Annotated in this window: 20 protein-coding genes; 4 read left to right on the top strand and 16 right to left on the bottom strand. The window is 65.1% G+C overall.

Annotation, left to right across the window (positions count from 1 at the left end; genetic code table 11):
- Positions 1–34 precede the first annotated feature (34 nt).
- The 5 genes from log to QM615_RS19770 are packed head-to-tail and all read right to left on the bottom strand — an operon-like array spanning position 35 to position 3643.
- On the bottom strand, positions 35–598 hold the full coding sequence (log, locus tag QM615_RS19790) for a cytokinin riboside 5'-monophosphate phosphoribohydrolase (RefSeq protein WP_149407927.1): 564 nt from the start codon (positions 596–598) through the stop codon (positions 35–37).
- The gene (locus tag QM615_RS19785; protein WP_149407926.1) at positions 595–1401 is read right to left on the bottom strand and encodes an LOG family protein; all 807 of its coding nucleotides are present in this window, start codon (positions 1399–1401) and stop codon (positions 595–597) included. The genes log and QM615_RS19785 overlap by 4 nt, the downstream gene beginning before the upstream one ends.
- Positions 1402–1411: 10 nt before the next feature.
- Positions 1412–2497 carry a succinyl-diaminopimelate desuccinylase gene (gene dapE, locus QM615_RS19780; RefSeq protein ID WP_149407925.1) on the bottom strand — a complete coding sequence of 362 codons (1086 nt, stop codon included), beginning with the start codon at positions 2495–2497 and terminating at the stop codon, positions 1412–1414.
- A gap of 11 nt (positions 2498–2508) precedes the next feature.
- Positions 2509–3453, bottom strand: a complete 945-nt coding sequence (locus tag QM615_RS19775; protein WP_149407924.1) for an SMP-30/gluconolactonase/LRE family protein — start codon at positions 3451–3453, stop codon at positions 2509–2511.
- 46 nt (positions 3454–3499) lie between these two features.
- Positions 3500–3643 (bottom strand): hypothetical protein, encoded by a 144-nt coding sequence (locus tag QM615_RS19770; protein ID WP_156516329.1) that lies wholly within the window; start codon positions 3641–3643, stop codon positions 3500–3502.
- A 211-nt stretch (positions 3644–3854) separates the two neighbouring features.
- Between QM615_RS19770 and dapD the strand changes: the two genes are divergently transcribed.
- Positions 3855–4808 carry a 2,3,4,5-tetrahydropyridine-2,6-dicarboxylate N-succinyltransferase gene (gene dapD, locus QM615_RS19765; protein ID WP_149407923.1) on the top strand — a complete coding sequence of 318 codons (954 nt, stop codon included), beginning with the start codon at positions 3855–3857 and terminating at the stop codon, positions 4806–4808.
- Positions 4809–4893: 85 nt separating this feature from the next.
- On the opposite strand, the gene QM615_RS19760 is transcribed toward dapD, so the two are convergent.
- From QM615_RS19760 to QM615_RS19745, 4 genes are all read right to left on the bottom strand, one after another.
- A complete protein-coding gene (locus QM615_RS19760) occupies positions 4894–6321 on the bottom strand; it encodes an HNH endonuclease signature motif containing protein (RefSeq protein WP_149407922.1) in 1428 nt (475 codons plus the stop codon).
- Positions 6322–6671: 350 nt separating this feature from the next.
- On the bottom strand, positions 6672–7127 hold the full coding sequence (locus tag QM615_RS19755) for a 6,7-dimethyl-8-ribityllumazine synthase (RefSeq protein WP_149407921.1): 456 nt from the start codon (positions 7125–7127) through the stop codon (positions 6672–6674).
- A gap of 10 nt (positions 7128–7137) precedes the next feature.
- A complete protein-coding gene (locus QM615_RS19750) occupies positions 7138–7569 on the bottom strand; it encodes a DUF1810 domain-containing protein (RefSeq protein ID WP_149407920.1) in 432 nt (143 codons plus the stop codon).
- 10 nt (positions 7570–7579) lie between these two features.
- Positions 7580–8164: a TetR/AcrR family transcriptional regulator gene (locus QM615_RS19745; protein ID WP_149407919.1), complete on the bottom strand. Its 585-nt coding sequence runs from the start codon at positions 8162–8164 to the stop codon at positions 7580–7582.
- Positions 8165–8225: 61 nt separating this feature from the next.
- Here QM615_RS19745 and QM615_RS19740 point away from each other — a divergent pair, with 61 nt between their 5' ends.
- Positions 8226–8987 (top strand): SDR family NAD(P)-dependent oxidoreductase, encoded by a 762-nt coding sequence (locus QM615_RS19740; protein WP_262498613.1) that lies wholly within the window; start codon positions 8226–8228, stop codon positions 8985–8987.
- A 4-nt stretch (positions 8988–8991) separates the two neighbouring features.
- Here the strand turns inward: QM615_RS19740 and QM615_RS19735 are convergent, their stop codons facing one another.
- From QM615_RS19735 to QM615_RS19710, 6 genes are all read right to left on the bottom strand, one after another.
- Positions 8992–9477 (bottom strand): CoA-binding protein, encoded by a 486-nt coding sequence (locus tag QM615_RS19735; RefSeq protein ID WP_149407917.1) that lies wholly within the window; start codon positions 9475–9477, stop codon positions 8992–8994.
- Positions 9474–10772, bottom strand: a complete 1299-nt coding sequence (locus tag QM615_RS19730) for an O-acetylhomoserine aminocarboxypropyltransferase/cysteine synthase family protein (RefSeq protein WP_149407916.1) — start codon at positions 10770–10772, stop codon at positions 9474–9476. The genes QM615_RS19735 and QM615_RS19730 overlap by 4 nt, the downstream gene beginning before the upstream one ends.
- Before the next feature lie 4 nt (positions 10773–10776).
- Positions 10777–11289, bottom strand: coding sequence for an OsmC family protein (locus tag QM615_RS19725; protein WP_094641255.1), 513 nt, complete (start codon positions 11287–11289; stop codon positions 10777–10779).
- A 190-nt stretch (positions 11290–11479) separates the two neighbouring features.
- On the bottom strand, positions 11480–12139 hold the full coding sequence (locus tag QM615_RS19720; RefSeq protein WP_094641253.1) for an SDR family NAD(P)-dependent oxidoreductase: 660 nt from the start codon (positions 12137–12139) through the stop codon (positions 11480–11482).
- Between the two features lie 71 nt (positions 12140–12210).
- The gene (locus tag QM615_RS19715) at positions 12211–13269 is read right to left on the bottom strand and encodes an ABC transporter substrate-binding protein (RefSeq protein ID WP_149407915.1); all 1059 of its coding nucleotides are present in this window, start codon (positions 13267–13269) and stop codon (positions 12211–12213) included.
- Positions 13270–13314: 45 nt separating this feature from the next.
- Complete coding sequence (locus tag QM615_RS19710) at positions 13315–14730, bottom strand: acyl-CoA synthetase (protein WP_149407914.1); 1416 nt, start codon at positions 14728–14730, stop codon at positions 13315–13317.
- A 2-nt stretch (positions 14731–14732) separates the two neighbouring features.
- Between QM615_RS19710 and QM615_RS19705 the strand changes: the two genes are divergently transcribed.
- Entirely contained in the window at positions 14733–15158 is a 426-nt protein-coding gene (locus QM615_RS19705; protein WP_149407913.1) for a hypothetical protein, read from the top strand.
- A gap of 108 nt (positions 15159–15266) precedes the next feature.
- Here QM615_RS19705 and QM615_RS19700 read toward each other — a convergent pair whose 3' ends face one another.
- On the bottom strand, positions 15267–15884 hold the full coding sequence (locus QM615_RS19700) for a LysE family translocator (RefSeq protein ID WP_149407912.1): 618 nt from the start codon (positions 15882–15884) through the stop codon (positions 15267–15269).
- A 157-nt stretch (positions 15885–16041) separates the two neighbouring features.
- Between QM615_RS19700 and QM615_RS19695 the strand changes: the two genes are divergently transcribed.
- The coding region (locus tag QM615_RS19695; RefSeq protein WP_502941896.1) for a transposase at positions 16042–16584 on the top strand (543 nt) is incomplete at its 3' end.

The raw sequence follows: 16584 nt of genomic DNA, 5'->3' as shown, positions 1-16584 counted from the left end.
AGCATCTCACTTCGTGGCCACGCTTGGTGACCTGTCACAACGTTGCGCAGGCATCCAGTGCTTCATCGACAGTCGACGTTCTGACCAGGGCGTCCAGGGCGCGTTGCTGGACGAATCCGGTCTCTCGCAAACCTTCTATCCACTGCATCATGCCGTCGAAATGTCCGAATGGGTCGAGCATCACCATCGGCTTGCTGTGCATGCCCAGGTAGCCCGCCGTCCATGTCTCGAACAGCTCCTCCAACGTCCCGATCCCACCGGGCAAGGTGATGAACGCGTCGGCGCGGTCCTCCATGATCTTCTTCCGCTCACGCATCGTGTCGGTGACGATCAGCTCGTCGGCGTCGACATCGGCGACCTCACGGTGCACGAGCGCTTTCGGAATCACGCCGACCGTGTTGCCGCCCGCTGCTCGCGTCGCCGCGGCGACCGCGCCCATCATCGAGACGTTCCCGCCGCCCGAGACGAGCTGCCAGCCTCGCCGACCGATCTCGGTGCCGACCTCACCGGCCAGGTCGATGAACGAGGAGTCCACGGGACCCGACGCGCAGTAGACGCAGACGCTGAGCGCGCGTTCGGTCGATGCTCGCTCGCTCACTGCTGGGCCTCGCGGACGATCCGGACAGCCTCGTCGACGCTGTCGGTGCAGTGGATGAGGTCGAGGTCCTTCTCGGACACCTTGCCTTCTTTCACGAGCGTCGTCTCGAGCCAATCGAGCAGTCCCGACCAGAAGTCCTTGCCCAGCAACACGATCGGGAATTTCGTGACCTTGGCGGTCTGCACCAGGGTCAGCGCCTCGAAGAGTTCGTCGAGAGTACCGAAACCGCCGGGGAGGCACACGAACGCCTGGGAGTACTTCACGAACATGGTCTTGCGCACGAAGAAGTAGCGAAAATTGACGCCCAGATCGACCCACTCGTTGAGGCCCTGCTCGAACGGCAGCTCGATGCCGAGCCCGATCGAGTAGCCGTCGGCCTCGCTCGCACCGCGGTTGGCCCCTTCCATCGCGCCCGGCCCGCCGCCGGTGATGACGGCGAAGCCCTCCTTCGCAAGAGCGGCTCCGAGTTGCCGGGCGCGCTCGTACTCGGGATGGTCGACGGGGGTGCGCGCCGAACCGAACACGGTTACGGCCTTGGGGACCTCGGCCAGGGCACCGAATCCCTCGACGAATTCGCTCTGGATGCGCAGCACTCGCCAGGTGTCGGAGTGAATCCAGTTTCCTGGCCCACGCTCGTCGAGCAGGCGCTGATCCGAGGTGGACGTCTCGGTGTTCCGGCCACGCCGAAGTACGACGGATCCCTTGTGCTTGGCGAGCTTCTCGCTGCTGTGCCCCTCGGAACTGTCGTGGTCCTCGAAACCGCCGTGTTCCTCGAAACCGCTTGGGCCCTGGTCGCTGTTCATGGCGTTCAGGCTATCCGGCAGAGAGGTAGCTCCGGAGCACCTGTGTGACATGGGTGATCTGCTCGACGGGTACGCGTTCGTCACGCTTGTGGGCCAGGTTGGGGTCGCCGGGTCCGTAGTTGACCGCCGGGATCCCGAGCGCCGAGAAGCGCGAGACGTCCGTCCAGCCGTACTTGGCCCGGAACTGTCCGCCCGCGGCCTCGATGAGAGCGGCCGCTGCGGGTCGGTTCAAACCGGGAAGCGCTCCGGGCGACGAGTCGGTGACCTCGAAGCCGAGATCCAGTCCCTCGACCACCTCACGAACGTGTTCGACGGCGTCGTCGACGTTGCGATCCGGTGCAAAGCGAAAGTTGACGTCGAGTTCGGCTGCGTCGGGAACGACATTGCCCGCGACCCCACCGGAGATCCGGACTGCTTGCAGCCCTTCGCGATACACACAGCCGTCGATATCGACGGTGCGTGCGCGATACGCGGCGAGACGGTTGAGAACCGCACCGAACTTGTGAATTGCGTTGTCGCCCAACCAGGACCGGGCACTGTGGGCCCGCGTTCCCGACGCCGTCAGCCGAACCCGCAGTGTCCCTTGACAACCGGCCTCGATGAATCCGCCGGACGGTTCGCCGAGGATGGCGACGTCGGCAGCGAGCCATTCGGGGAGTTCGCGCTCGATCCGGCCCAGTCCGTTCCGCGCGGCCGCGATCTCCTCGCAGTCGTAGAAAACCAGGGTCAGATCGTGCGCAGGGTTGTCGATCGTGGCGGCGAGGTGCAGGAACACCGCGTCACCCGACTTCATGTCGACGGTTCCGCACCCGTGCAGAATGTCGCCCTCGGCGCTGTCGAGCTCGCGTCGCGACGGCACGTTGTCCGCGATGGGAACCGTGTCGAGATGACCCGCGAGCATCACCCTCGATGCCAGTCCGCGGTTGGTTCGGGCGAGCACGGCGTTGCCGCTGCGGATGATCTCGAAGCCCGTCGTCTGCTCGCGAAGCGCTTGCTCCACCTCGTCTGCGATGCGCGATTCGTCCTCACTGACACTGGGGATGTCCACCAGCGCCGCGGTGAGGTCTATCGGGTCGGCATGCAGTTCGAGCGTCACGGGAGAAAACTCTAGGCCGTGGATCCCGGAATCTCGCGGACCACGCCGTCGAAGCCGGCACCGAACAATCTTCCGCTCGAGAAGCCCTGGTCGGAACGCCCGTAGGCCACGACGCTCGTCAACCGCGTACCGGTGCCGATGACACATGTCGCCCCCGGCGCATCGATGCGGACGACGGAGCCGCCTGCGTTGAGCGGCACCACCGGGCGTCCGGCATCGTCGAGGGTGAGCCCGTCCGGAGCCGCGAAACTGTCGAGCCCCGACAGGTCGAGAACACTTTCCGGTGCCGAGGGGTCGGCGATCGGGATCCTGCTGACGCCCGGGTTCACGAAAGTCCGCGAGACGTACAGGTACCGATCGGCGGCGTCGAGTACCGCGCCGTTGGCACTGGGGAAGCTCGCCCACGCCGGGTCGACCGAACCGTCGGGGCCGATCCGGCCGATCAGCGAGCCGAAGTCGTTGGTGGCGTACACCGTTCCGTCGGCGGCAACGGCAAGGCCGTTGGCCGCGCTCAGACCGGTCGCGAACGGAGTGACGGTGAGAGTGTCGACGTCGAGTCGAACGATCCCCGCGGCCCTGACGATGTCTCCGACGAAGACGCGAGGATCGGCTCCGTAGCCGACCAGCAGGGTGCCGTCGGGCATCCAGGCCAGAGCGCCGCCGCCACCGCTGGGGACCGTCGCGATGGGATACGCGGCCTGTCCTGGCGCGTCGATGCGGTACACCCGGCCGGAGACGATGTCGGTGACGTAGGCGCGGCCCGACGCGTCGACTGCCAGTCCTTCCAGAGCTGACCCCGGGATTCGTGCGACCACTGCCGACGGCCCGCCTGCTCCGGCGCAATCGGGATCTGCGGCTGCGGTGCCGGAGCCTAGGGCGACGCCGCCCGACACCACCACAGCGGCAGCAATAGCCGTGACGACCGAACGTACGCGCGCGGACTTGCTCGAATTCATGACTCTCCCCCAGCCTCGGCGACCCCCTGTCAGCCGATGACGATGTCTACCACGCGCCTGTGACAACCAAACCCAGTGCGACTCCGAGCACGATCGTCGTCGCCAGGGTTGTCACCAACCCGGTGAAGGACACACTGCCCGCCATCACCGAGGTCGCGCCACGGCTACGGGAGGCGGTACGAGTGATCACCGGACACACTCTGTCAGCTCCCCCGCGGCCGATTCGTCGGCATGCATCCCGATGCGATCACGCTCGGCAGTCGAACCGATAACGAACCGACGCAGCACCCGAATCGAGGTGTTCCCGCAATCCGCACGCCCGAGACCGTGTGCAGAACAGTCGCCGACCGGAGCCGGTTGCCGAGCCCACCGCATTCGGCCAACCGCGTATTCTTCGTCCCGTGAGCGCACATGGAGCATCAGCAGTAGGAATCGCCAACATCACGACATCGGGCGTTGTTCTCGACACCTGGTTTCCGAGCCCGGAGCTCGGGTCGGGCTTCGAGACCGGCACCACCCGGCTCGAGGGTTCGGACGTCCCCGAGGAGCTGGCCGCTCTCGTCGGACCGGACGAGGCGCGCGGCGTCGAGGTAGTCGCAGTGCGCACCAGCATCGCCTCGCTCGACGACGCCCCGATCGACGCCCACGATGCGTATCTGCGACTGCATCTGCTCTCGCACCGGTTGATTCAGCCGCACGGGCAGAACCTCGACGGAGTGTTCGGTCTGCTGGCCAACGTGGTGTGGACCAACTTCGGGCCTGCTGCCGTGGACGGTTTCGAGACGGTGCGCGCAAAGCTGCGCGCCCGCGGTCCGGTGACCGTGTACGGAGTCGACAAGTTCCCACGCCTGGTCGATTACGTCGTTCCCACCGGAGTTCGTATCGCCGACGCCGACCGCGTTCGTCTCGGTGCGCACCTGGCCAGCGGGACGACGGTCATGCACGAGGGCTTCGTCAACTTCAATGCCGGCACGCTCGGCAACTCGATGGTCGAGGGACGTATCTCCGCGGGTGTCGTGGTGGGCGACGGTTCCGACGTGGGTGGCGGTGCGTCGATCATGGGCACGCTCTCCGGTGGCGGCAAGAACGTCATCTCCGTCGGAAAGAGCTGCCTGTTGGGCGCCAACTCCGGGCTCGGCATCTCGCTCGGTGACGACTGCGTCGTCGAGGCCGGGCTCTACATCACCGCCGGCACGAAGGTGAGCGGTCCGGATGGGACAGTGGTGAAGGCTGCCACGTTGTCCGGCAAGTCGAACCTGCTGTTCCGTCGCAACTCACTGTCGGGTGCTGTCGAGGTGGTGCCGTGGAAGGGCACCGGTGTCGAACTGAACGCGGCATTGCACGCCAACGACTAGCCGCTCCACTCGAATCGGCCTGTCGAACAATCTCATCCAGCCCCGCACCGTGTTCTCGGTGCGGGGCTGGAGTCTTTCCTGACGCTCACGCGATGTGGGGGCCTGCTCGGGCGTGGGATGGCCTGGGTTGCCGGTAGGGGTCGACGGTGGCCGGCGGTACGAACCAGGGGTGGTTGTCGGTGCCGATGAACACTTCCCAATCCGAATGGTGCATGAGGCGGTGGTGGAATCCGCAGAGCAGAACCAGGTTGTTCATGTCGGTGGGTCCGCCGTCGCCCCAGTGCCGGATGTGGTGTCCTTCGGTCCAGGCGGCGGGTTTTCCGCAGCCGGGGAACGCGCAGCCGTGATCGCGGGCGGTGAGAGCTCTGCGCTGTTTCGCGGTGACGGTGCGGGCGGTGCGGGCGAGGTTGAGTGGGTTGCCGTTCTCGTCCATCACGATCGCAGTGAGAACACAGTCGCAGGCCAGTTGGCGGGAGGTGTTGCGGGAGAGCGGTCCCATCCACGGCAGCCACCCGACCGAAGCGCCGTCGCCGAACAAGTCGCGATACGCGCCACGATCGGCGGCAGCTCCCGCAGCGCTGTCGGCCTCGGGTTCTTCCGCCGCATGCGGTTCTGCGGTGTCGGGGTGCATCGGTGCGCCGGTGTTGATGTCGACGGGATCTGCTGTGTCGGTGTCGGATTCGGCTGCTGCGCGTGAGGTTTCGTCGTCGGTGATGTCGTCGTCGCCGCCGCAGTTCTGGAGGTCGGTGAGGTCCTGCAACCGGATGTGCAGGTTCAGGTGCGGGCGCTCTCCGCCTTCGATGGGGCGATCGCTCGAGGCGAGGTACTGGTCGAGGATGTGTCCGAAGGCGTCGGCTCTGCGCTTGGCGGGGCTGCGATCGTCTGCGATTTTGAGTGTCCCGGCTCCGTCGGCGGCGGGGTGGGGTTCGGTCAACGGTGAGAGGGCAGTGAGCAGTTTCTCGCCGGTGATCGCATCGAAGTCTCCTTTGAGCACCAGCCGCCCGTTGAGGGTTGTGGAGGCGAAGAGTTCGTTGCGGTCGGTGTTCTCGGCGGGTGGTTTCTTGTTGCCGAAGCTGTCTTCGAGTCGGGTGATCGCTGCTCGGATGCGGCCGGTGCGTGCGTCGGGTCCTGTTGCAGATTTGATCAACGCGGCGCGGGCCATATCGCGGCCCTTTTGCGGCAGGTGTTCCGGTGGGGTTTCGGCGAAGGTGAGGATCAACGCGGCGTGATCGACGGACATCGCACCGGTGTTCACGGCGTCGGCGATGTCGGGAAACGCAGCCATGCCGCGGGCGAGGGCGACGATCTTGGTCGCTTTGCTGGGGGACAGCAGGGTGGTGGAGGTCAGCCAGCCTGCGGGTCCGGGGAAGCCGAGTTTCTCCCGGCTCACGCGGGTGTCGATCTCGGCGACGAGAGCGATCCGGCGGGCCTCCAACAACTGGATTTGGTGGGAGACCGCGGCGGCGTCGGCGAGCAGTTCGCTCTCGCTCAGTTGCCAGATCTCCGTGGTCATGGAGCAAGTGTATCGAACGCGCGTTCGACTGGCAACCATAGTTGAATCGAAAACTGTTGTCCTGCTTAACTATTCGTGAATCGGAACTTGTCGGTGGCGTGTGATAGGAGCCGACTCATTCTTCACGATTCGCGGTCGACCACCACAGTTCCTTGGTGGTAGAGAATCTTCCAAGCATCGTCACTTCGCTGCCACACCGTGACCCTGCGGGTGAGCCGGTCGTCGAGCAGCAGGGTGCACGTCAGCAGGAAGGTCTCGGGTGCAACTTCCCGTAGCTCGAACCCGCCCGCCTCCCAGTCTGCGTCGAACCGGTCTTCCGGCGCGATCGATATCGGAGGCTCGGACCAGCGTCAGCCGATGGTCCCCAGCGACGCCAGAGTCTTCACCACTGCGCGTGCAGCCTCGGCACCCTTCTTCTCCAGGTGCGCGGTGAAGAAGGCCATGTGGTCGGCGTGTTCGTGGAAGTGGTGAGGCGTCAGCACCACCGAGAACACCGGCACGTCGGTGTCCAGCTGCACTCGCATCAGGCCGTCGATGACCGCTGTTTCGACGAAATCGTGTCGGTAGATTCCGCCGTCGACCACCAGCGCAGCGGCGACGATCGCGGCGTACTTGCCCGTCTTGGCCAACCGCTGTGCATGCAGTGGGATCTCGAAGGCCCCTGGCACCTCGAACACGTCGAGCGTCGTCTCGGCCTGTCCGAGCTTCTCCAGTTCGGCGGCGAATCCCACTCGCGCACGATCGACGATGTCCAGGTGCCAGCTGGCGTGGACGAAAGCAATGGATCCGGCGAGTGGAGTGGTCATGGGTGCGATGCTAGCGGTATCGCTCGTCGAGCAAGTCGAGTGTCGGGCCATCGAATTCACCGGCGAAATACTTCTGCAACACTTCGCCGAATACAGACGGACCCTTGGTAGCTTCGGCGAAAAGCGTCATGGACGAATGCAGCTTCAGGTTGTCGGGATAACCGAAGATCTCGTCGACGGTCCGCCCCTCGACAGCCACCACAAGCCGGGCCGCCTTCTTCAGGCGAGGCCCCAATACTTCGTGGGACAGGTACAGCTTCGCCTCGGTCAGATCGGCGATGCCGAAGTGTTGGGCAGTCGCACTGCGCCCCAACCCCGCCAACTGCGGGAACACGAACCACATCCAGTGCGTCTGCTTTCGCCCTGCTTTCAGTTCCTTCGTCACCGCGGTCCAGACGGGGTCCTGAGCATCGACGAAGCGTTGCAGGTCGTATTCGGTCATGCCGTTCAACTTAGGTGAACCCGCGCAGCAGAGTGTCCACGGTGGCGTCGAGCAGATCCTCGGTCGGGACGCCGTCGAGCAGGTCGCCGGTGGCCAGCATCGCGAGTCCGTGCACGCTCGCGAAAGCGACGCGCGCGAGTATCTCGGGTGGAGCCTCGGTGATCACACCGGCCGCCATCGCTTCCATCAGCAAAGCCTCGGTGGCGGTCATACTCTCGTGCGCAACGCTTTTCAGCTTCTCACTGGCGTCGGGGTGATGCTTGGTGCTGTACATGACATCCAGCAACTCCGGGTGTTCGACGGCGAATCCGAGGTAGGCACGGGCCACGCCACGGAACCTGGCCATCAGCTCACCGGGTCCCGTTGCCGCTGCGACCATCCGGCGGTTCAATTCCTCGAAACCGTGCAGCGCCAATGCATCCAGCAACGCTTGCTTGTCACGGAAGTGGCGCGCCGGGGCACCGTGACTGACTCCGACGTCTCTGGCCAGCTGCCGAAGCGACAACGCGTCGACCCCGCCGTGCGCGATGCTCCGTTCGGCCTCGTCGAGCAACACCGCACGCAGGTCGCCATGGTGGTAGCGCTGCGTTGCCATGACCTCACCCTAGGCGATGTTGGCGTTGACAACAATGCTGACACTGCCTACATTGGCAACCATGACTTCCACAGCGCTCATCACCGGAGCAAGTTCGGGCCTCGGCGAGGAATTCGCCACCCGCTTCGCCGCACGCGGCGAGAACGTCGTCCTCGTGGCACGACGCGCCGATCGACTGAACGCCCTGGCGCGGCGCATCGAAACCGATCACGGCGTGACGGCCACCGTCGTAGCCATGGATCTGGGCGTCCCCGGCATCGGCGAAACCCTGCGAACCACATTGACGGACAGGGGAATCACCCCCACCACCCTGATCAACAACGCAGGTTTCGGCACGCACGGGAAGTTCGCCGACGAGGACCCCACACGCGTCGCCGCCGAGATCGCCCTCAACATCAGTGCGCTGGTGGACCTCACTCACGCATTCCTGCCGAACCTGACCGGCGCACTGATCAACGTGGCGAGTACCGCCGCGTACCAACCCACACCCAATATGGCCGTCTACGGCGCGACGAAGGCATTCGTCCTGAACTTCACCGAAGCGCTTGCCTTCGAGCACCGCGCCTCGCCGCTGAAGATTCTCGCGCTCTCCCCCGGCCCTACCCGCACCGAGTTCTTCGACGTCGTCGGATCCGAGGACGCCGCGGTGGGCAACTTTCAGACCTCCGAGCAGGTGGTCGCGACGGCTCTGCGCGCGTTGGACTCTCGCCGCACCCCCGCCAGCATCGTGTCCGGCCTGTCCAACAAGATCAGCGCCGGCAGTGTCCGTTTGGCTCCACGTGCACTGGCCACCGTGATCAGCGGCCGTCTGCTGAAGGCGTGAACCTCTAACCGCGGGTACGACGCGAATCGATCACTCCCGTATCGAATCCGGCCAGGTGCAAACCCCCGTGGAATCGGGCGTGTTCGATCTTCAGGCACCGATCCATGACGACGTTCAATCCCGCTGCCTCGCCGTCATTGGCCACCTGCTCGTGCCACAGCCCCAACTGCAGCCAGATCGTCTTCGCATGCGCTGCAATGGTTTCCGAAAGCACTGCAGCAAGGTCGTCGTACTTGCGGAACACGTCGACCAGATCCGGCGGCTTCGGTAGGTCCGCGAGTGTGGGGTAGACCGTCGTTCCTTCGATGTCGGTGACCGTCGGGTTCACCAGAAAGATCTCGTAGTTGCTCGTCGACGAGAGGTAGCGGTTGACGAAGTAGCTTGCCCGCGAGGGATTCTTGGACGCTCCGACGATCGCCACCGTCTTGGTCTCCCGCAGGATGCGCTGCCGTTCCTGGGCGGACGGGCCCTGCCAGGTGCGTTCGCTCATGACCGCTCCTTTCCGGTTGCCAGTGTCAGGGCCTGATCCAGGTCCCACAGAATGTCCTCGGTGTCTTCGAGGCCGACGCTGATACGAATCAGCTCGGGACCGACACCTGCTCCGCGGAGTTGCTCGTCGGTCAGTTGTCGGTGCGTGGTGCTTCCCGGGTGGATAACGAGCGTGCGCACGTCACCGATGTTGGCGACGTGGCTGGCGACCTGAACGCTCTCGACGAACGCCTGTCCGGCGGCCCGGCCTCCGTCGATTCCGAAGGCGAACACCGCTCCAGGTCCGGCGGGCAGATATTTCTCGGAACGTTCGTGATGCGGGTGGCTGTGCAGCCCAGCCCATCTCACATAGTCGATGCGGGAATCGCCCTCGAGCCACTCGGCGACCACCCGAGCATTGGCGACGTGCGCGTCCATGCGTTGCGGCAGCGTCTCCACTCCCTGGATCAACGTGAATGCCGATTGCGGTGCCAGTGCGCCGCCGATGTCGCGCAACTGCTCGCTGCGCAGCTTGGTCAGAAATCCGTACTCGCCGAAATTTCCCCACCACGACAGACCGCCGTACGAATCCACCGGGGCCGTCATCTGCGGGAATTTGCCCGAGCCCCAATCGAATCGCCCGGATTCGACCACCACTCCCCCGAGCGTCGATCCGTGACCGCCGAGGAACTTGGTAGCCGAGTGGATCACGATGTCGGCGCCGAATTCGATGGGCCTGCTCAGCCAAGGCGTCGCCATCGTCGCGTCGATCACCAACGGAATTCCGTGCTCGTGCGCTACGGCGGCGAGACCCTCGAGGTCGGCGATCTCCCCCGACGGATTGCCGATGATCTCCGCGTAGATCAGCTTGGTCGAATCCGTCACCGCTGCTGCGTAATCCGCAGGATCGGTACCGGGAACGAATGTGGTCTCGACGCCGAAGCGACGCAGCGTGACGTCGAGCTGGGTCACCGTGCCGCCGTAGAGCCCGGCCGCGGCAACGATGTGGTCGCCGGTGCCGGCAAGCGCAGCGAACACTGCGAACTCGGCCGCCAACCCACTGGCGAACGCCACCGCCCCGATGCCGCCTTCGAGGCTCGCGATGCGCTCCTCGAAGGCGGCGACCGTGGGGTTGCCGATGCGGCTGTAGACGTTGCCGTACTTCTGCAGAGCGAACAGATCGCCTGCGTCCGCGGAATTCTCGAACACGTAGCTGGCCGTCTGATAGATGGGCACAGCACGCGAACCGGTGGAAGGATCTGGTCTCGCTCCGGCGTGAATTGCTCTGGTACGCAGGCCGAATGTCCGTTCGCTCATGACATCAGGCCGTTTCGAGAACGGTGTGAATCGGGGTGGGATTGCGCGTCAGATCCAGCACGGGGCAGTGATCGTCGACGGCCTTCTGCAGCTCCTCGTACCGCTCCCGGCTCTCCGGACCGGTGACGGTCACGACGACGCGCACCTCACCGAATCCGGGACGAACGTTGTCGTCGAAACCGAAGAATCCGCGAACGTCGAGGTCACCCTCGGCCTTGGCCTTGATGTCGTCGACGACGATACCGAGCTTCTCGGCCCAGACGCGGTAGGTGACCACCTGGCAGGACAGCAGCGAAGCCAGGTAGTACTCGACCGGGTTGGCGGCCTTGTTCTCACCGCCGAGGGCGGGCGGCTCGTCGACCTCGACGCTGAACTTGCCCAGGGTGACGGTGCTGGCGACGGCATCGTGCGCGGTGGCGGAGGCACGGAACACCGCGTGGGCGTTCTTGGCGTCGGCCTGCACGGCATCGTCGGTGGCAGCGATGACGCCGCCGATGTGGGACACAGAAGTGGTCATGGAAGATTCCTGTTCGATTCGAGGGTTGCCGGAACTACCCGAGGAGCGCGAAATGCTCGTCGGGGATGGGTTCGATCGACAGCTACGAACAGGAAGAAGTGCAGACGAGACCGAAGTCGATGGTGCGACGACGCACGAGCCTTCTGGCTGCGTCGGTCACGTGTGTCTCGGTCACGATGCCGACAATAGCTTACGAGAACTGATCCGCGCCGACATCGGTCTCGTCGTCGGTGATCGCCGCGACGATGCGTGCTGCCACCGCATCCGGCGTCAGACCCTGCGGTAGTTTCGGTGCCTGCCCGGCGATCGGCCGCGTCGCAAGCCCCGTCTCGGTGTGCGGCGGACGCACGTCGACGATCCTGATCTTCGACTTCCGCGCTTCTGTACGAACACTTTTCAGCAGCGCGCTCACCGCTGCCTTGCTCGCCGAATAGGCACCCATGTTCGGCATCGGCTTGTCGGCCACGACGGCACTGATGTTGAGCACGAACCCGCCCTGATCCAGCGTGGTCAGTGCTTCTCGAAGCACACGCAGCGGTGCCAGATAGTTCAGCAGCAGCAATTCGTCGACGGTGTCGTCGTCCACCTCGGTCACCGGCCCGAACGCCACAACACCTGCGGCGATGACGATTCCGTCCAATCCGCCGTGGTGTTCGACGGCCTCCGCGACCACCGATCGGGCCGAATCGGGCAGCGTCAGATCGGCGTTCACCGTGTGATGGTCCGACTCGATGCTCCGGCCGCTCAGAGTCAACCGAGCCCCGGCCTTCGCGAGCTGCTCGACGATCGGTCCGCCGAGACCGCCGCTGGCACCGAATACGAGAATGCGTGCGCCGTCGAGAGTGGTCATGATTTCGAGGCTAACCGCCTACTCGAACGCTCGCTGACGACCGGCCGAACGACGTTGCCCGGGGCGTGTACTCACAGCAGTTCGGCCGCACGGCGAACCACGTCGATGCAGAGGTCGAGATTGAGCGGGCTCAACGTCGAGAAGCCCTGAGCCACTTCACCTTGTTCGAGCACCACCACCCGGCCCGCTGCGACGCTCGGCAACGACGTGAACAGTCCGGTCTCGACGATCCCGGCCGAGCCGAAGTCGAACACGACGAGCACATCGGCGTCGGCGAGGACGTCGGCGTTCTCGGCGGAGAACTCGGGACGCGGAGCGTCGGCGGTCGCTCCGTCGGACAGTGCGGCGACCGTCGTGAACCCGGCTCGCCGGAACAGATCGACGGCGGGGATCGATTCGTGACCGAGCCCGTAGAACATGGACGTGTCGTAGGCGGCGATCAAGCCGACCGTGGCACCGCCGACGTCGAGCCCTTCCAGCGCGGCGGACATCCTCGCGTCGGTGTCCGCGATGAGCTCGTCGGCGCGATCTCGCCGGTCGAGTGCGTCGCCGATCATCTCGAGGTTGGCTCGCCAATCGAACGACGCGATCTGCACCACCGGGGCAAGCGATTCGAGCTGAGAACGAGAATCGGCCAACCCGTCGTCGCCGATGATGAGATCGGGTTCGGCTGCTGCGATGCGCTCGGTATCGATCGATTCACCGAGGGGGATCCGCTCGCTCGTCCCACCGAGTTCGGCGAGGGCGTTCTCGTGCCACTCCCATGATCTGTTCGGTGCGCCGATCATCTCGGCGAAGCCCTCGCGAACCCCGAACTGCACGGGGACGACCCCGAGCGCGAGCACCGTATCGAGATCCCACAGGTTGGCCACACAGGCAACCCGCTGTGGTCGACGGTCGATCACGACGGACTCACCCGCATCGTCGACGATCGTGCGGGGATAGCCGTCCCCTGCCGTCCCGTCGCCCGTGGCCTGCTCCTCACCGCTACCGCAGCCGGCGATCAACGCAGCAAGGGCAACGCTGCCGATGAGGAACTCACGACGCGTCGCCGCCTCGATGATGGTTGCCTCCGATCGGTGTGCTCCGATAGCGAAAGCGGCGGCCAATTCGGGCGCAGGTGCGGTCATGACCGGAAATAATAGGCATGCCTAACCTATGCCGTCAAGGGGTCATCAGCCGAGCAACTTCTTCTGGACCTTGCCCATCGCGTTGCGTGGGAGAGAGTCGACCACTCGAATCTCGCGGGGCCGCTTGTGAATCGAGAGCTCGGTGGCCACCAGATCTATCAGCACCCGATCCTCCACATCGGTGCCGACGACGTACGCCACGATGCGCTGTCCGAGGTCGTCGTCGGGCACACCGACCACGGCCACCTCGTCTACGCTCGAATGCCCCAGCAACACCGTCTCGATCTCCCCTGCGCCGACGCGATAGCCGCCGGACTTGATCAGATCGGTCGAGGCTCGTCCCACGATTCGGTGGAAGCCGTCGGGCTCGATGAGAGCGACGTCTCCGGTGTCGAACCACCCGTCCTCGGTGAACGTCTTCGCCGTCGCGTCCGGGTTGTTGAGGTAGCCGTCGAACAGCATGGGGCAGCGGATCTGCAACGCTCCGATGGATTCGCCGTCGTGCGGCAGGATTTCACCCTTCTCACCGCGCAGCCGGGTCTCGACGCCTGCGACCGGCAGTCCCACCGAGCCTGCTCGACGCTCCCCGTCGGCGCGGGTGCTGATGGTGATGAGGGTTTCACTCATGCCGTATCGCTCGATCGGGGCCTGGCCGGTGAGTTCACGTAGCTTCTCGAACACCGGAACCGGGAGCGGCGCACTGCCGGAAACCAGAAGTCGGGCACCGGCAAGAGCGCGGGCCGACGCCTCGTCCGCGGCGACACGCGACCATACGGTCGGCACCCCGAAGTACAGGGATCCGCGCGCGGCCGCGTAGAGCTCCGGCGTCGGCTTCCCGGTGTGGATCAGCGGGCTGCCCACTCGCAGGGGGCCGAGGACGCCGAGGATGAGACCGTGCACGTGGAACAACGGAAGTCCTTGCACCACAGTATCTCTCGACGTCCATACCCAGGCCTGCGCCAACGCGTCGAGCCCGGCCGCGATGGCACTGCGAGAAATCAACACACCTTTCGGCGGGCCGGTGGTACCGGAGGTGTAGAGCACGAACGCGACCGAGGACGGTTGCGGTTCGGGGTAGCTGTGCCACGACCGTGCATGCTGACGCACCGGCAGGACCTCGAGTCCGGAGGTGTCCGGCGGCGCTTCACCGAGCCACGCCTGCGCGCCCGAGTCGCGGAGGATGTGCTCACGTTCGGCCACCCCGGCGTCGGGCGGAACCGGGACCACGGTGACACCGGCGATGAGTGCGCCCACAACAGCGAGCACCGTCTTCACCGACGGCGTCGCGTAGACCGCAAGTCGGTCGGCACGCGAGATACGTTCGGCCACGGACGTCGCCGCGCCCAGGATGTCGGCACGGGAGAGCGAGACTCCGTCGATCGTGATGGCGTCGGGAATATCGTCTCCCCGCGCAACGGCGAGTGGGTTCAGTGAACGAAGCAGCACATGGCTACCGTACATACATGGACGTGGACGGAATCGACACCGGCGACTACGCCGAGTACATGACGGTCGCCGCCGGTGACCTGCAGGCGGGTGTCTATCTGATCGGAACCGACGCCGAGCAGGACACCGATTCCGAGGACGACCTCGACCTGGACCTCGAGGACTCCGATTCCGACGATGACGACATCGACATCGCGCACGTCACCGACGGCGCGCCCAGGCTGGTCTACTCGGTGCAATCGGACGATTTCTGGACCAGAGTGGAGTTGGCCGATCTTCGAGCCACTCAGCTCTACGAGGAAGCGCACGCACGCAATCCCGAGGTCAACACCGAACCCAAACGCTTCACCACCGTCGAGGCGTTCGGCAGCAACGAACTGGTCTACATCCTGCGCATCCGACGCGGCGGCTGGGATGGGATCGAGCCGGTACTCGAGCCGTGATCGGCGCGGCCCCTCAGACCTCGCAAACGCGAGAGCGTTTGCTGAACGCGAGCGGTTTCGCGTCACGATTTTGCGCGCGTATGGCAAGTGCGCGCGCGTCTGCGAGATCTAGGCCGAGGATGCAACGGTGCCGACGCCGAGGGCAACCAGGAATCCAGCGCTGATTCGGTCCAGCCAGTCGGTCACCGCGGGCCTGCTCAGCAAAGCCACCGCACGTGAGGCGAGAACGGAGAACACTCCCATCACCAGCGCGGCGACAACCACCTCGACCAAGCCGAGCGTCATGGCACCGGTGAAAGTGACCACGGTCAGGAACTGCGGCACCACCGCGAGGTAGAACAGTCCGACCTTGGGATTGAGCGCGCACGAGAGAACACCCGCACCGAACGCCGACCACGCAGATGCAGCGACAGGCACCAGCGGCTCACCGGCCACCTTGTTCTTACGTCGCGCCCGGAAGGCCTTCACGCCCAGGTACAGCAGATACAGTCCGCCGAGAATCTTGACGACGCGATACGCCGTCGCGGATTGCTCGACGATCGCCGCCAGCCCGACGGCCACCAGCACGGCCCAGAACAATCCACCGATCGCGACGCCCATCGCCGCCGCGATCCCGGGCTTGAGACCGCCGATGCTGTACCGCAGCACCAGAAACGAATCGGGCCCGGGCAGAATCGCCAGCAGAAAGCACACACCGGCGAAGCTGAGCAGCAGGCTGAGGGTCATGGGTACATGAGAACACCCGGTCCGAGCTGGGTCCAACTGACGTGAGTGTCCACAATTCACGTCGGCAGGCGGGATCCGGGCTGTTGCGAATTGGGCCTGGTTGATGTTGCTGCGTGTTGGTCTGTAGTGGGGTGTGGTCGGCTGGGAGAATGTGCTGGTGGCCAAAGGTTATCGCCCGGTGGATCGGGATCAGCAGTTCTTGTTGCCGGTGGACATGCGTGAGTGGTTGCCGGCATCGGATCCGGTGTTCACCGTGATCGATGTGGTCACCGCGTTGGATACCTCGGCGGTGCATGCGGTGCGCCGCACCGGTGGTGTCGGGCGCGCGGGATACGACCCGGACATGCTGCTAACAGTGCTGGTCTTCGGGTGGGCGCAGGGACAACGATCCTCGCGGGTCCTCGAGCGATTGTGTCAGCGCGATGCCGCGTTTCGGATCATCTGCGCGGGCAACACCCCCGATCACGTGACGATCTCCCGGTTTCGCGCTGACGTGGCCCCGTACATGGATGCCTTGTTCACCCAGGTTCTACTGTTGTGCGGGCAACTGGGTTTGGCCAGGTTGGGTGTCGTCGCGCTCGACGGAGTCAAGATCTCCTCCGACGCCTCACTGAGCGCCAACCGCACCGAGAAAGGTCTGCGGGCAGCGGCTGCCGAGGCCGCCGAGCAGCGACTTCGCGAGCATGCGCGGGCTGCCGCC

The organism is Rhodococcus sp. IEGM 1341 (genome assembly GCF_030056895.1).
GTDB lineage: Bacteria > Actinomycetota > Actinomycetes > Mycobacteriales > Mycobacteriaceae > Rhodococcoides.
Note: the sequence above shows the minus strand (reverse complement) of the source record. Positions and strands in the feature narration are given on the sequence as shown.

Excerpts from the sequence above, each read along its gene's own strand:
- QM615_RS19700 (WP_149407912.1), bottom strand. The coding sequence starts at position 15,884 with ATGACCCTCAGCCTGCTGCTCAGCTTCGCCGGTGTGTGCTTTCTGCTG.
- QM615_RS19730 (WP_149407916.1), bottom strand. The coding sequence starts at position 10,772 with ATGAGCGAACGGACATTCGGCCTGCGTACCAGAGCAATTCACGCCGGA.
- QM615_RS19725 (WP_094641255.1), bottom strand. The coding sequence starts at position 11,289 with ATGACCACTTCTGTGTCCCACATCGGCGGCGTCATCGCTGCCACCGAC.
- QM615_RS19705 (WP_149407913.1), top strand. The coding sequence starts at position 14,733 with ATGGACGTGGACGGAATCGACACCGGCGACTACGCCGAGTACATGACG.
- QM615_RS19755 (WP_149407921.1), bottom strand. The coding sequence starts at position 7,127 with ATGACCACTCCACTCGCCGGATCCATTGCTTTCGTCCACGCCAGCTGG.
- QM615_RS19745 (WP_149407919.1), bottom strand. The coding sequence starts at position 8,164 with ATGGCAACGCAGCGCTACCACCATGGCGACCTGCGTGCGGTGTTGCTC.
- QM615_RS19740 (WP_262498613.1), top strand. The coding sequence starts at position 8,226 with ATGACTTCCACAGCGCTCATCACCGGAGCAAGTTCGGGCCTCGGCGAG.
- QM615_RS19735 (WP_149407917.1), bottom strand. The coding sequence starts at position 9,477 with ATGAGCGAACGCACCTGGCAGGGCCCGTCCGCCCAGGAACGGCAGCGC.
- QM615_RS19750 (WP_149407920.1), bottom strand. The coding sequence starts at position 7,569 with ATGACCGAATACGACCTGCAACGCTTCGTCGATGCTCAGGACCCCGTC.
- QM615_RS19785 (WP_149407926.1), bottom strand. The coding sequence starts at position 1,401 with ATGAACAGCGACCAGGGCCCAAGCGGTTTCGAGGAACACGGCGGTTTC.
- QM615_RS19720 (WP_094641253.1), bottom strand. The coding sequence starts at position 12,139 with ATGACCACTCTCGACGGCGCACGCATTCTCGTATTCGGTGCCAGCGGC.
- QM615_RS19760 (WP_149407922.1), bottom strand. The coding sequence starts at position 6,321 with ATGACCACGGAGATCTGGCAACTGAGCGAGAGCGAACTGCTCGCCGAC.
- QM615_RS19715 (WP_149407915.1), bottom strand. The coding sequence starts at position 13,269 with ATGACCGCACCTGCGCCCGAATTGGCCGCCGCTTTCGCTATCGGAGCA.
- QM615_RS19710 (WP_149407914.1), bottom strand. The coding sequence starts at position 14,730 with ATGTACGGTAGCCATGTGCTGCTTCGTTCACTGAACCCACTCGCCGTT.
- QM615_RS19775 (WP_149407924.1), bottom strand. The coding sequence starts at position 3,453 with ATGAATTCGAGCAAGTCCGCGCGCGTACGTTCGGTCGTCACGGCTATT.